15 protein-coding genes are annotated in these 14,067 nt (G+C 59.3%); 8 read left to right on the forward strand and 7 right to left on the reverse strand.

The window, feature by feature from the left end; translation table 11 throughout:
- The first annotated feature begins 8 nt into the window (after positions 1 to 8).
- The gene (gene selD, locus C7964_RS02300; RefSeq protein WP_110278063.1) at positions 9 to 2,105 is read left to right on the forward strand and encodes a selenide, water dikinase SelD; all 2,097 of its coding nucleotides are present in this window, start codon (positions 9 to 11) and stop codon (positions 2,103 to 2,105) included.
- Here the strand turns inward: selD and mnmH are convergent.
- The 4 genes from mnmH to C7964_RS02320 form a co-directional block, all read right to left on the reverse strand.
- The gene (gene mnmH, locus C7964_RS02305) at positions 2,092 to 3,144 is read right to left on the reverse strand and encodes a tRNA 2-selenouridine(34) synthase MnmH (protein ID WP_110278064.1); all 1,053 of its coding nucleotides are present in this window, start codon (positions 3,142 to 3,144) and stop codon (positions 2,092 to 2,094) included. The genes selD and mnmH overlap by 14 nt on opposite strands.
- A gap of 78 nt (positions 3,145 to 3,222) precedes the next feature.
- Positions 3,223 to 4,011, reverse strand: coding sequence for a metallophosphoesterase family protein (locus tag C7964_RS02310; protein ID WP_110278527.1), 789 nt, complete (start codon positions 4,009 to 4,011; stop codon positions 3,223 to 3,225).
- An 11-nt stretch (positions 4,012 to 4,022) separates the two neighbouring features.
- Positions 4,023 to 5,615 (reverse strand): phosphoglycerate dehydrogenase, encoded by a 1,593-nt coding sequence (gene serA, locus C7964_RS02315; RefSeq protein WP_110278065.1) that lies wholly within the window; start codon positions 5,613 to 5,615, stop codon positions 4,023 to 4,025.
- Between the two features lie 100 nt (positions 5,616 to 5,715).
- Positions 5,716 to 6,858, reverse strand: a complete 1,143-nt coding sequence (locus tag C7964_RS02320; protein ID WP_110278066.1) for a phosphoserine transaminase — start codon at positions 6,856 to 6,858, stop codon at positions 5,716 to 5,718.
- Positions 6,859 to 7,089: 231 nt separating this feature from the next.
- Here C7964_RS02320 and C7964_RS02325 point away from each other — a divergent pair, with 231 nt between their 5' ends.
- The 4 genes from C7964_RS02325 (at position 7,090) to C7964_RS02340 (ending at position 9,867) form a co-directional block, all read left to right on the forward strand.
- Positions 7,090 to 7,329 (forward strand): TFIIB-type zinc ribbon-containing protein, encoded by a 240-nt coding sequence (locus C7964_RS02325; protein ID WP_110278067.1) that lies wholly within the window; start codon positions 7,090 to 7,092, stop codon positions 7,327 to 7,329.
- A gap of 58 nt (positions 7,330 to 7,387) precedes the next feature.
- Complete coding sequence (gene serB / locus C7964_RS02330) at positions 7,388 to 8,263, forward strand: phosphoserine phosphatase SerB (protein ID WP_110278068.1); 876 nt, start codon at positions 7,388 to 7,390, stop codon at positions 8,261 to 8,263.
- A gap of 135 nt (positions 8,264 to 8,398) precedes the next feature.
- Complete coding sequence (locus tag C7964_RS02335) at positions 8,399 to 8,677, forward strand: YMGG-like glycine zipper-containing protein (protein WP_110278069.1); 279 nt, start codon at positions 8,399 to 8,401, stop codon at positions 8,675 to 8,677.
- Positions 8,678 to 8,745: 68 nt separating this feature from the next.
- Positions 8,746 to 9,867 (forward strand): trans-sulfuration enzyme family protein, encoded by a 1,122-nt coding sequence (locus C7964_RS02340; protein WP_110278070.1) that lies wholly within the window; start codon positions 8,746 to 8,748, stop codon positions 9,865 to 9,867.
- On the opposite strand, the gene C7964_RS02345 is transcribed toward C7964_RS02340, so the two are convergent.
- Both C7964_RS02345 and C7964_RS02350 read right to left on the reverse strand, forming a co-directional pair.
- Complete coding sequence (locus C7964_RS02345) at positions 9,864 to 10,238, reverse strand: rhodanese-like domain-containing protein (RefSeq protein ID WP_110278071.1); 375 nt, start codon at positions 10,236 to 10,238, stop codon at positions 9,864 to 9,866. The genes C7964_RS02340 and C7964_RS02345 overlap by 4 nt on opposite strands.
- 188 nt (positions 10,239 to 10,426) lie before the next feature.
- A complete protein-coding gene (locus C7964_RS02350) occupies positions 10,427 to 11,113 on the reverse strand; it encodes a response regulator transcription factor (protein WP_055295822.1) in 687 nt (228 codons plus the stop codon).
- Positions 11,114 to 11,270: 157 nt separating this feature from the next.
- Here C7964_RS02350 and ribA point away from each other — a divergent pair, with 157 nt between their 5' ends.
- On the forward strand, positions 11,271 to 12,347 hold the full coding sequence (ribA, locus tag C7964_RS02355) for a GTP cyclohydrolase II (protein ID WP_110278072.1): 1,077 nt from the start codon (positions 11,271 to 11,273) through the stop codon (positions 12,345 to 12,347).
- A gap of 88 nt (positions 12,348 to 12,435) precedes the next feature.
- On the opposite strand, the gene C7964_RS02360 is transcribed toward ribA, so the two are convergent.
- On the reverse strand, positions 12,436 to 12,843 hold the full coding sequence (locus C7964_RS02360) for a GFA family protein (protein ID WP_110278073.1): 408 nt from the start codon (positions 12,841 to 12,843) through the stop codon (positions 12,436 to 12,438).
- A gap of 152 nt (positions 12,844 to 12,995) precedes the next feature.
- Here C7964_RS02360 and C7964_RS02365 point away from each other — a divergent pair, with 152 nt between their 5' ends.
- The gene (locus C7964_RS02365) at positions 12,996 to 13,490 is read left to right on the forward strand and encodes a L,D-transpeptidase family protein (RefSeq protein WP_110278074.1); all 495 of its coding nucleotides are present in this window, start codon (positions 12,996 to 12,998) and stop codon (positions 13,488 to 13,490) included.
- Positions 13,491 to 13,538: 48 nt separating this feature from the next.
- On the forward strand, positions 13,539 to 14,042 hold the full coding sequence (locus C7964_RS02370) for an RNA pyrophosphohydrolase (protein WP_286163716.1): 504 nt from the start codon (positions 13,539 to 13,541) through the stop codon (positions 14,040 to 14,042).
- Positions 14,043 to 14,067 lie beyond the last annotated feature (25 nt).

A 14,067-nucleotide genomic window follows, 5' to 3' on the forward strand; every position in this document is an offset into this window, starting at 1 on the left:
AACAAGGTATGAACAGTATCCCCCTGACCCGCGACCTCGTGCTGATTGGCGGCGGTCATACCCATGCGCTTGTGCTGCGCAAATGGGGCATGAATCCTTTGCCGGGTGTGCGGGTAACGGTTATTAATCCCGGACCAACTGCGCCCTATTCGGGAATGCTGCCGGGGTTTGTTGCAGGGCATTACACCCGAGATGAGCTTGATATTGATCTGGTGAAACTGGCCCGCTTTGCTGGTGCGCGGATCATCGACGGCTACGCCACTGGCATCGACAAGGATGCGCAAACCGTTGCGGTTTCAGGCCGTCCGCCCATCGCCTATGATGTGGTCTCGGTCGATATCGGTATCACCTCTGCGATGCCCGATTTGCCCGGCTTTACGGCGCATGCGATCCCCGCCAAGCCGCTGGGCACCTTCGCATCGCGCTGGGACAGCTTCCGCGCTTCTGCCAATGCCCCGCATATCGCAATCATCGGAGGCGGCGTTGCAGGTGCCGAACTGGCCATGGCCATGTCCCATGCCTTGCGCGATAAATCCCCGTCGGTCCGCTTGCTTGACCGCAGCCGCGTCCTGACCGCGCTGGGCTATAAGGCGCGCCAGAAAATGATTGCGGCGCTGACTGCGAACAACATCGAAATCACCGAAGACGCCGAGGTGACCGAGATCTTTGCAGAAGGTCTTGTGCTGCGTGACGGCCGCACGATCCGCAGTGATTTCACGACAGGGGCAGCAGGCGCAAAGCCGCACGACTGGATCGCGCAAACGGGCCTTGATCTGCATGAGGGTTTCATCACGGTGGATGCCAATCTGCAATCCAGCGATCCAGCAATTTTCGCGGTCGGGGACTGCGCGCATCTGCGTGACAACCCCCGCCCCAAAGCAGGAGTCTATGCGGTGCGTCAGGCGCCGATCCTGTTTGCGAACCTGCGCGCCGCCCTGTCCGGTGACACCCTGCGCCCCTACAGGCCGCAACGCGACTACCTCAAACTGATCTCGCTGGGCGCAAAATCGGCGCTGGCCGAAAAGTTTGGCACTGCGCGCGAAGGCCCGCTGTTGTGGAAGCTCAAAGATTATATCGACCGCAAATTCATGGACCAGTTCGAAACACTGGCACCGATGGCGGCCCCTGATCTGCCGCGCAAGACGGCGCTGGGTGTGAAAGAGGCGCTGGGTGACAAGCCCATGTGCGGCGGTTGCGGGGCCAAGGTGGGGCGGGTCGCCTTGCAGCACGTCTTGGCGGATCATTTCGGCGATGATGCCGCCGAAGTGCAGCCCGGCCAGGTCATGAGCACCGATCACCTGCGCGCGCTGACACATGATCCGGTGGTGATGACCCGCATCGCGGCGGTCCACGCGCTGGGCGATATCTGGGCGATGGGGGCGAAACCGCAGGCCGCCACCGCAAGCCTGATCCTGCCGCGCATGTCGGCCGCCTTGCAGGAACGGACGATGACAGAGATCATGTCGACCGCGTCTGAGGTCTTCGCCAAAGCAGGCGCCAAGATCATCGGGGGGCATTCGTCACTCGGTGATGAACTGACCATCGGGTTCACGATCACCGGTCTGACGAAAATGCCGATTACGCTGGCCGGCGCAAAACCGGGCGACAAACTGATCCTGACCAAACCTATCGGCAGTGGCACGGTGATGGCCGCTGACATGCAGGGCAAGGCGAATGGTGCCGACGTGATGGCCTGTCTTGACCTCATGACACAGGATCAGGCCGCAGCCTCGGTGATCTTGGGCAAAGCCCACGCGATGACTGATATCACCGGCTTTGGCCTTGCGGGGCACTTGCGCGGGATCTGTGATGCGTCGGGCGTGGGTGTGCTGCTGGACCTTGATGCGATTCCGTTGATGCAAGGCGCCTTGGCGCTGTCAGCATCAGGTGTGCGATCATCGCTGTTCGCGGATAATCGCATCGGTGCTGGCCCGATCGAGGGGCCTGTCATCGAATTGCTGTTTGATCCGCAGACTGCAGGCGGATTGCTGGCCGCCGTCGCGCCCGCGTCAGCCGATGCGGCGCTCAAGAAGCTCCAGAAAGCGGGCTACACCGCCAGCATCATCGGCGAAATCACCGCAGATCAGGTCTTCAGAACGCAGTAACAGCGGCTGCAATGGCATCTGCGGCACGTTCCTGGCCAGCGTCATCCAGCGTTTCGGCGGTCACTTCGGCCAGAACCTCGCGCTCATCAATGCGGCGCGATTTAGCATATGACGGATCATAGTGATCGACCATCAGCGCATGTGACAGATCGACCAAAGCCCCCGCTTGCGACAGCGCAATCCAGCGGTCAACCGTGGCATGACCACGCAAACGGCGCAGCGGTGCAAGTTTCGCGGCCACCACATCAGGATCTTCAATCACCTCACGGTAGGCCTTTGCCAGATAACCCGCACGCGCGCCCATCGGGGCCTTGATCACAATCCGTGGTCCCTCCAGCATCGCGGACCACACAGAAGCAGGCAGCACGATCCGCCCGATCTTGCTGCTTTCGGCCTCGATCACCACGGGGCGGGCAGGGTCCAACGCGTTCAGTGCCGTGGCCAGCCGCGTCTCGAACGCCTTTTGTGACGGCTGCCCCCCGGGCATGCCCCCCAAAAGCGACCCGCGATGCTTTGCGAGCCCCTCCAGATCAATGACCTGCACGCCACGTGCGACGAGGCGCGGCAAAATCTCGGTTTTAGCGGTGCCGGTATAGCCGTCCAGCAGGATAAAACGATGCGCCAAAGGAACGTCATAGAGACCGGCCTTTACCAAGCGCCGGAACGCCGTATAGCCGCCTTTGACGGTTTGCGACCGCCAGCCGATCTCGGACAGAAGGGACGAGAACACCCCTGACCTCTGCCCGCCGCGCCAGCAATAGACCAGCGGGCGCCAAGACCCGTCTTTGTCCATCAGCGGCCCATCGATGTGATCTGCCACATTGCGGATCACCATGCCCGCCCCGATCTTGCGGCCATCAAATGCGCTGATCTGCTTGTAAATTGTACCAACCTGCGCACGCTGTTCATTTGACAGGGCCGGCAGGTTGATTGCGCCCGGAATATGATCCTCGGCAAACTCGGCGGGTGAACGCACGTCGATCACGGTGTCAAACCCGTGGTTCAGGATCGCGTCAAGGCTGGTAAATTCAATGGGCATGACGATGGTCTACGGCAGTTGGGGCTGCGGCAAAAGGGCGAATAGGCAGCGTGGCGCCGGGCCAATGCGCATGTTCGGTCAGGGTGTGAGCGCAACACGGCCATGGCCTGTCAAGATCCAGCAGTCACGCCCCTCAAACACAGCCGGAAACAGCGGGCGATGATAGCCCGCACCACCATCCAGATCGACACGGTTGCCAAAATGCTGCGGATAGTCGAGCGCGGTGTGCCCGTGTACGACGAGCTTGCCAAAATCCTCGGTGCTTTCCAGAAATGGTGATCTGATCCACAAAAGGTCCTCGGGGTCTTGTGCTGCAATGGGCAAACCCGGGCGGATACCTGCATGGACGAAAAGCAGCTCCTCGGTCTCGTACCAAAGCGGCAGGCCGTCCAGAAAATCCAGATGCGCCGTGGGCACCGCGCGCTGCGCCAGCTCTTGCAATCCGGCGATATCCGTTTTGCCGTCCGGACCCAGACAGGACTTGAGAAACTCAAGCCCGCTTTTGCGATCAGTTGTAAAACGCATCTCGGCCTTTACGCCATATGATGCAAGCGTTGCAGTGCCACCCAGACGGGTGTTCAGCCAGCTGATACCGGAAGCAACGCGCGGATCATGCTGCAGCCCTTGCCGGACAAACCGCGTAAAGAAACGGTCATGATTGCCTTTGAGAAAGACCCAGTTGCGCCCCGCATCACGGCCCGCCATCAGGGTCTCGATCACGGCCCGGCTGTCCGGGCCGCGATCTGTGTAATCTCCCATGAACACGATCTGCGCATCGTCGCCACCGTCTGCCGCAATCAGCGCAAGCGCGTGATCAAGCATCTGTTTCTGGCCGTGGATGTCACCGATCGCGTAAATGGGGGTCATCATCATACCGATCAGACGTTGAACGTCAGCGGCTTGACCTGCTGGAACGATCCTGTGTCCTCGAGCGCTTTGACCGCCGCGGCCGGGACAGGTTCATCAAGATACAACAGGGCAATAGCCTCGCCTTTTGCGGCCGCACGGCCCAAGGTAAAGTTCGCAATGTTCACGTTATGCGCGCCAAGCGTCGACCCCAGCAGACCGATGATGCCCGGCACGTCCTCATTGGTGGTATAAACCATGTGTTCACCGATCTCGGCGTCGATGTTGATGCCTTTGATCTGAATGAAACGTGGCTTGCCATCGCTGAAGACAGTCCCCGCAACCGAACGCTCGCGCTTTTCGGTGACAACGGTGACTTTGACATAGCCTTCAAACGCGCCGGACTGGTCCTGCTTGGTGGTCGAGACCTTGATGCCGCGCTCTTTGGCGATCACAGGGGCGCTGACCATATTGGTGTCAGGGTTCGCCTTCATCATGATCCCTGCAATCGTTGCCGCTGTCAGCGCCTTGAGGTTCATCTCGGAGGCCTGACCGTCAAACAGGATGTTGATCGCCTTGATCGGCTCATCCGTCATCTGGCCGATGAAGTTACCCAGATGCTCGGTCAGCTTGATCCACGGACCCATGATCTTGGCTTCTTCGGCTGTCACTGACGGCATGTTCAGTGCGTTCTGCACGGCACCCGTCAGCAGATAGTCCGACATCTGCTCGGCCACTTGCAGCGCCACGTTTTCCTGCGCCTCGGTGGTCGCGGCCCCGAGGTGCGGGGTGACAACGACGTTGGGCAGGTTGAACAGCGGGCTTTCGGTCGCAGGTTCCACCGCGAAGACGTCAAAGGCGGCACCAGCGACGTGACCGGCTTTCAACGCCTCGGCCAGCGCCTCTTCGTCCACCAGACCGCCGCGGGCACAGTTAACGATCCGCACACCTTTTTTCAGCTTCGCGATGTTTTCTTTCGACAGGATATTCTTGGTCTGGTCGGTCAGCGGCACGTGCATCGTGATGAAATCGGACCGGGCCAGAAGCTCATCCAGCTCGACCTTCTCGACACCGATTTCAGTGGCGCGTTCTTCGGACAGGAACGGATCATAGGCGATAACCTTCATGCGCAGGCCCAGCGCGCGGTCGATCACGATAGAACCGATGTTGCCCGCACCGATCACACCCAGCGTCTTGCTGGTCAGCTCGACACCCATAAAGCGCGACTTTTCCCATTTGCCAGCGTGGGTCGAGGCGTTGGCTTCCGGGATCTGGCGCGCAACGGCCATCATCATGGAAATCGCATGCTCGGCCGTGGTGATCGAGTTGCCGAAGGGTGTGTTCATCACGATGATACCCTTCTTGGAAGCCGCCGGAATATCGACGTTGTCCACACCGATACCCGCGCGGCCAATCACCTTAAGGTTGGTCGCGGCTGCGATGATTTTTTCGGTCGCCTTTGTGGCGGAACGGATCGCCAGACCGTCATATTGGCCGATCACTTCCAGCAATTTGTCCTTGTCTTTGCCAAGGTCGGGCTGAAAATCCACGTCAATGCCGCGATCTTTGAAGATCTGCACAGCTGCATCAGAGAGTTTGTCAGAGATAAGTACTTTGGGGGCCATCGTGCCGCTCCTTGATTTGTTTGAAACGCAGTCCCGGACCTGATCCGGGACCTCTTGCGATAAGGGGGAGGCCCCGGATTAAATCCGGGGCGGCGTTGCTTTATTGATTGGCGATCTCGGTCTCGAACGTCCATTCCAGCCACGGCAGCATCGCCTCGATGTCCGAGGTTTCCACCGTCGCACCGCACCAGATCCGCAGACCGGCAGGGGCATCGCGGTAGGCACCGATATCAAGCGCGATATTCTCGGCCTCAAGCCGTTTGGCCACAGCTTTGGCGAATGCCGCGCCATCCTTGATCCGGTCATCGGTGAACTTCAGACAGACGGATGTGTTCGACCGTGTCGCCGGATCAACCGCCAGATTCGCGATCCACGGCTTGTCCGCGCAGAAATTCCAGATGGCCCGCGCGTTCGCATTGGCGCGGTGTATCAGCGCATCCAGACCACCGATCGAGCGGCCCCATTTCAGCGCAACCAGATAATCCTCAACGGCCAGCATGGAGGGCGTGTTGATGGTCTCGCCACGGAAAATGCCTTCGATCAGTTTGCCCCCCTTCGTCATGCGGAAAATCTTGGGCAGGGGCCATGCGGGGGTGTAGTTTTCCAAACGTTCAACGGCGCGGGGGCTCAGAACCAGCATCCCGTGGGCCGCTTCGCCACCCATCACCTTCTGCCAGGAGAATGTCGTTACATCGAGCTTGTTCCAAGGCAGATCCTGTGCAAATGCGGCCGAGGTCGCATCACAAAGCGTCAGACCCGCACGATCTGCAGGGATCACATCGCCAGAGGTGACACGCACACCAGAGGTCGTGCCGTTCCATGTAAAGCAGACGTCATTGTCGTAATTCAGCGCCGCCATGTCGACGATCTCGCCGTATTCGGCGGTATGAACAGTCGCCTCGATTTTCAGCTGCTTGACCACATCGGTCACCCAGCCCGCACCAAAGCTTTCCCATGCCACCATTTCGGCAGGGCGTTCGCCCAAGAGCGACCACATCGCCATTTCAAAGGCGCCGGTGTCAGAGGCGGGCACGATGCCGATGCGGTAATCCGCAGGAACGCCCAGAATTTCGCGCGTCAGGTCAATCGCCTCGGCAAGCTTGGCTTTGCCGACGCCCGCACGGTGTGAACGGCCCAAAGGCGCGTCACGCAATGCATCCAATTTCCAGACGGGGGGTTTGGCACAGGGGCCGGAAGAAAAACGCGGATTAGCCGGCCGCGTTGCCGGTTTGGTCATAACCATTGCTGGTATCCTCACAGATATGCGCCCTTCGTTGGGGAAGGGTGTCCCACCGCCGCAGATAGATTGGGTCACGCGCTGCGGCAAGAGCGAAATGAACCGAATTCGGCGGATGAGACGATTTTTGCGACACTGCTGTCGCCCATCGGAAACCTGCGCGGCCTTCCGCCGCACCAGTTGCATGGCCGCAAGCGGCACATATCTACCTTGCAGCAATGTAGAAAGGATCGCCTTATGAAATGTCCCATTGACGGCGCAACGCTCGTTATCTCTGACCGCAGCGGTGTCGAGATTGATTACTGCCCCGAATGCCGTGGTGTTTGGCTTGATCGCGGCGAGCTGGACAAAATCATTGAACGCTCCGCTGTTGCCGCGACACCACCGCCCCCACCGCGTGATACGCGTGGCGGCCATGACGATTACCGCCCCAGGAAAAAGCGCGAAAGCTTCCTCAGCGAACTTTTCGACTTTTAGGGGTGCACCCTGCCTGCTGTGGCGCTAGACCTTGGGCAATATTGCCATGAGGTCCGCCATGCAGGTTGTCACACTGATTACAACACCCACAGAACGCAATCTGGATGGGGCGCTGGTTGATAGCCTGCGCAACGCATGGGGCGGCGGGGATGTGAATTGGCTGGCCATTGACGAGGCCGCTGAATTTGCGATTCCGACCGTGCCGGACAACCAGTGGGAGGTCTGGGCCGACCTGCAAGCCGCCTGCGTCGATCTGGTGATCCAGCCCCATGAGGGGCGGCGCAAAAAGATGCTGCTGGCCGATATGGACAGCACGATGATCCGGCAGGAATGTATCGACGAACTCGCCGCCGAGGCGGGGGTCGGCGCGCGCGTGGCAGATATCACCGCCCGCGCCATGAATGGCGAACTTGATTTCGAAGAGGCACTGATCGAGCGTGTCGGCCTGCTTAAGGACCTGCCTGTCGAGATCATCGAGCAGGTTCTGGATGAGCGTATCACGCATATGCCCGGTGGTTATGAACTGGTGCAGACCATGAAAGCGCACGGGGCCTATGCGGCACTGGTGTCGGGTGGTTTCACGGCTTTCACGGCGCGTGTTGCGGCAACACTCGGGTTTGACGAGAATCGCGCCAATACCTTGTTGTCCGAGAACGGCAAGCTGACAGGCGATGTCGGGCGGCCGATTCTGGGAAAAGCGGCCAAGGTGACCGCCTTGCAGGAAATCACCTCGCGCCTCGGTCTGACAGCCGCAGATGTGTTGGCGGTCGGCGACGGGGCCAATGACCTTGGGATGCTGAAACTGGCGGGCACCGGTGTCGCCTTGCATGCCAAACCGGCCGTGCAGGCCGAATGCAATATCCGCATCAATCACGGTGATCTGACAGCGCTGCTCTTCCTGCAAGGTTATGGCCGCGACGCCTTTGTCACCTAGGGTTCTGATCCCGGGCAACACGCCGGAGCAATTGCGTAATATCAATTCCGATCCGGAACACATGGCTAGAAAGGTCGCGCGATCTGCGGGCGCCGCACAGGCGCGCAAGGTCGCAAGGCAAAAAGGAGCAAAGCCATGAAACAGATTATTGCGATGACACTCGCTGGTGTGACCTTTCTGACGGTGCCCGCCTGCGAGAACCTGACAACCGAGCAACGGACGATTGTCGGCATGACCGGCGGCGCCGCTGCTGGGTTGATCACTGCTGATATGTTTGATGCCAACCGCGACTGGCGGTTGATTGCCGCACTGGCGGGTGCTGCTGCGGGGACAATCGTTGCGCAAAACGACGCGACACAGCAATGCGCCTATGCGCGCGGTGATGGCACTTACATTGTCGCGCCTTGCCCATAGCGCAATGAGCCGCAGACGGCTGACAAGCACCTCTTGCATTCGCCTGTCGCTCTGCGCCACATAGCGAAATGGATAGTACAAAAAAGCCCGCCACAATCGCAGCGCATGCCGCCGGAGCCATTGATCTTCAATCTGGCGGTGTTGTGCCTGCGCTGCAGCCGTCCACTACCTACCTGCGTGGCGCTGACTATGCGCTGGTCCGTCCCGACAATATCTATTCGCGGGCGGATTCGGACAATCTACGTCAGGCTGAAGAGGTCTTGCGCAGACTGGAAGGGGCGGAAGAGACACTCCTGTTCCCGTCAGGTATGGCTGCAATTGCGGCGGTGTTCCGGACCTTACCCAATAGCGGGACGGCGATTGTCCAATCAGGGATCTATTGGGGCACGACCGCGTGGATCAGGGATTTTTGCACGCGGCGCGATATCACCCTGATCGAAGTGGAGGCCGAGGCGCTGGTGACCACCTGTCAGTCGCAAGCTGCTGATCTGGTTTTTGTTGAAACACCCTCGAACCCTTGGCTGAAAACCGTGGATATCCGTGCGGTCGCTGACGCCAGCGATGCGACACTGGTTGTCGATGCCACAGCCGCCACGCCCATCCTGACACGCGCGCTCGATTTCGGGGCTGATATCGTCATGCATTCCGCGACCAAGGGTATCAACGGCCATTCCGACGTTCTGGCAGGTGTCCTTTCGACCCGCGCCAAAGACGCGCCGATCTGGGGCATGATCCGTGCCGATCGTAAAATGGCGGGTGCGATCCTTGGGCCGTTCGAGGCGTGGCTACTGACGCGGGCCATGCGCACGCTGCCTTTGCGGGTTGAGCGTATGTCACAGAATGCCCAGATGCTGGCGGAACACCTGCTGGCCCATACCGCCGTTGAAGGTGTATTCTACCCCGGTCTACCCTCGCACACAGGCCACGACATTGCCTGCCAACAGATGACCGGCGGCTTTGGCAGCCTCATGTCGGTGCTTGTCAAAGGGGGGCGGGAGGACGCTCTGCGCGTTGTCGGGAAACTGGAACTCTTCTTGCGCGCGACATCGCTGGGGGGCGTCGAGAGTCTGGTGGAACACCGGCACACGATTGAACCGCACACCGGTATTCCTGAGAACCTGATCCGCGTATCCGTCGGGATCGAGGATATCGGCGACCTCATCGCCGATTGGGATCAGGCGCTGGCCTAGTCTTCGGTCGGGCCACCGGCCTCTTTCCAGTCGCCGATACCGCCGACGTTGATCACGTTCTTGTATCCCATGTCCTTGAGCGTCTTGCCGGCCAATGCGGCCTGTCCGCCTGCGCCACAGACAAGGCAAAGCTCGGCGTCTTTGTCGAAAATCGGGTTGTGGAACTGCATCTCCGGATCAGCTGCAAACTCAATAAACCCGCGCGGCACGCGGTGCGCACCGGCAATCGTGCCTGATTCTGCGATATCAGCGCTATCGCGCACGTCGATAAAGGTGGCTTTGCCCTCGACATGTTTTGCAATCGCCTGTTCGGCGGTGATGCGCACAACATGTGCGTTGGCTTCTTCGAGAAAATGCTTGGCGGATTTCATGTTTCGTCTCCTGTTGTTCACAACAAAAGGTAAGGCGCGTGTTGAAAATTGCCACCGCCAAAAAAAACGCCCGGGCACGAAGCCCGGGCAAGTCCAACAGGGAGGTGGAGATATAACCCGATCTCCGGCGGGAACCTGGGACCCGGTGATTAGGGGAGGGAAAGGACCAAAATCACCGGGTCGGAGTACTACGCAACCAATCTATAGCCCCCGGATTCGGTCACAAGAAGGCGCGCATTTGACGGATCTGGTTCTATTTTTTGGCGAAGACGGTAAATATGTGTCTCTAATGTGTGCGTTGTCACGCCCGCATTATAGCCCCAAACCTCATGCAAAAGCACGTCGCGGGCGACAACACCGTCCGTCGCACGGTACAGGTATTTCAGAATATTTGTCTCTTTTTCAGTCAAGCGAACCTTCTTGTCGTCCTCTGTTACAAGCAGCTTTTGGGCGGGTTTGAATGTATATGGCCCAAGCTGGAAAACAGCATCTTCGGACTGTTCGTGCGTGCGCAACTGGCTGCGGATACGGGCCAGAAGTACGGGGAATTTGAATGGCTTACTGACATAGTCGTTCGCGCCCGCGTCAAGGCCCAGAATGGTGTCGGCATCACTGTCCTGCGCGGTCAGCATGATGATCGGGCATTTCACGCCCTGCTTGCGCATCAGGCGGCAAAGTTCGCGCCCGTCGGTATCCGGCAGACCCACATCGAGGATCATCAAGTCATAAAGGCCCTCTTTGGCCTTGATCATCGCGTTGGCACCATCGTCTGCCTCAAAGACGTCAAAATCTTCGGTCATCAACAGTTGTTCGCCCAGCGCTTCGCGCAGGTCATCGTCATCATCGACCAATAGAATCTTTTTGAGCTGTCCCATGACATCCTCCTTGGTTACGCAATTAGATTTGTGTTCTTGATACGTCCGGGACAACCAATCCCTTCACCCTTTCACACGGACGTGTGATTTTTCGTGCAAATGTTTCACTTTCCGGCGCAAACGGCTATTTGTTGAAACAAATCACAGGCGGACGCAGATGGCATTTGGCCCCGACATTACTGAACGACTGGCGCGCGCCCGCGCTGACCTGCGCATGGGCGTGCCCGTTGTGCTGGAAGGCAGCGCGCTGGTGCTGGCTGCCGAAACTCTGGATGCGGCCCGTCTGGCCGATCTGCGCGCCTTGGGTGGACCGGCGGTACTGGCCGTAACAGGGCGACGGGCCGAGACCCTCAAGGCGCGCGCCTATGACGGCGATATCGCGCGGATTCTTTTGCCACCCGACGCGACGATCAACTGGGTCCGCGCTATTGCAGACCCCGCTGACGATCTGCGCGCGCCCATGAAAGGCCCGCTGAAAACCCTGCGCGACGGTCCGGCCGAGTTGCACCGCGCCGCCATTGCGCTGGTCAAAGCTGCGCGCCTCCTGCCCGCCGCTGTCGTCTTGCCATTGGAAAATGCAGCGGCTTTTGCCAGCCAGAACAATCTGACGCTGATCCCTGGTGATGCGGCCCTCGACACAGGCCTCAGCCCCCTGCATCCGATCATCTCGGCCAGGCTTCCGCTTGAGGTCTCCGAGGCCGGACGCCTGCACATCTTCCGCCCCGATGACGGGGCCGAAGAACATTATGCCGTCGAAATCGGCACACCTGACCGCAGCAAACCTGTGCTCTCGCGCCTGCATTCGGCCTGTTTCACCGGTGATCTGCTTGGGTCACTGAAATGCGACTGCGGCCCGCAACTGCGCGGTGCGCTGGCGCAGATGGGGGCGGAGGGGGCAGGGGTACTGCTCTACCTGAACCAAGAGGGGCGCGGCATTGGTCTTGCCAACAAAATGCGCGCCTATTCTCTGCAGGACCAGGGTTTTGATACGGTCGAGGCAAACCATCGCCTTGGTTTTGAGGACGATGAACGTGACTTCCGGATCGGCGCGGAAATTCTCAAACGGATGGGGTTCAAGGCTGTGCGGTTGCTGACCAACAACCCCGCCAAGGTCGCGCGGATGGAACACTGCGGCATCGAAGTCACCGAACGCGTGCCGCTCAAGGTGGGCGGGAACGCGCATAACCACGCCTATCTTGCCACAAAAGCCGCGAAATCGGGGCATTTGTTGTAACTCTCCGATGTCGATCAGACAGGCCAAATCCCGCGTTTGCCACTTTGTCATTCAGTTAATCGATAAGGTGCTCCAGCGGATCAATTTTTCAGCCGGGCAGCCCGTCGATCCTTTCGAGGGCGGCAAGATCATCGTCCCAGCGGGCGCGATCGGCAAAGCATATATGCGCATTGGGTCGTATGCCGGTCGGGCTATCAAGTGACCCTGCTGGCACGACAAGCACGCCATCATTCGCCTGAGAAAATGGCAGCGCAGAGCCACAATTCGTGCAAAAGCACTTTCTGTGTTGCGTTCCGCCAAGTCTAAATTCCTTAACGTTTTCCTCGCCTGACAACCACGTTATCTTTGCCGTGGACGAAAACAGGTTGGCTGCATGGGCTGACCCTGTATCCTTGCGGCAACGCCCGCAATGACACAGAAAAAAGCTTTCGAATTCTCCCGATATGCGGAATTTCACAGCACCACACAGGCACTGTCCGGTCGTCAGATTATCCATTTACAGTCTCTTGAGAAATAACAGCCAAGCCGTCAGTCGCATGTCGCCTGTTCGGTTCCTAGCTTTGCGCAAGGCCAGCGTCAAACAGGGTGCCTTCGACAAAGAGGTTTTCGTCTGCTGACACGTCTTCTTTCCTTCGCTATCTCTCGGGCATGAAACAAACCGACCTAGTCCTGACCCCCACGCACCTGCGGTTTCTGAACCGCCGATTTCCCTGTACCATCGGGCGCGGCGGGCTGACGGCCCGCAAGAAAGAGGGCGATGGCGCGACACCGCGCGGCACGCATCGCCTTGTGGGGATGCTCTACCGCCCTGACCGCATGGCGCGGCCTGCGGATTGGGCGCTGCCGATTGGCCCCTCTGATCTGTGGTCGGATGATCCCAAACATGAGGACTATAACCTCATGGTCCGCGCGCCGTATCCGCACAGCCATGAACGCCTGCGCCGTGCTGATCCGATGTATGATCTGGTGATCCTGACCGACTGGAACTGGCCCTATGCGGTCAAGGGGCGCGGTTCGGCGATCTTCCTGCACGCCTGGCGTGGTCCCGGGCGACCCACGGCAGGGTGTGTGGCGTTTCGCCCTGACCATTTGCGCTGGATTGCTGCCCGCATCCGCCATGAAACGCGGCTTGTTATCGCATAACCGCTGGCAATGACCCTAATCTTGGGCCAAACCAAAAAGGCACGCCCCATGAAACACCAAGGCCCGTTTATGACCCCTGAAGAGATTGCAGACCTGCCCTATCGTCCTTGCGTCGGCATCATGCTGGCCAATCCGCGCGGACATGTTTTTGTTGCACAGCGCAAAGACCGTGATACCGACGCATGGCAAATGCCCCAAGGTGGCGTGGACAAAGGCGAAAACTGTCGTGACGCGGCCCTGCGCGAGCTGGAGGAAGAAACCAGCATTGCGCCAAAACTCGTCACGATCGAGGCCGAGAGTGCGGGCCTGATCCGCTATGACCTGCCCCTTGATCTGGTGCCAAACATCTGGAAGGGCCGCTATCGCGGGCAAGAGCAGAAATGGTACCTGATGCGGTTTCACGGGATGGATCACCAGATCAATCTGGACACCGAAACCCCCGAATTCACCGCGTGGCAATGGATGGCCCCTGATCAACTGGTGGAAAGCATCGTGCCTTTCAAGCGCGCGGTTTACGAGCAGGTCCTGGCGGAATTCGGCCCGAAACTCTGAAGCTGCCAAAGGTTTTCTGAAGGAT

This window comes from Loktanella sp. PT4BL, assembly GCF_003201935.1.
Taxonomy (GTDB): domain Bacteria; phylum Pseudomonadota; class Alphaproteobacteria; order Rhodobacterales; family Rhodobacteraceae; genus Yoonia.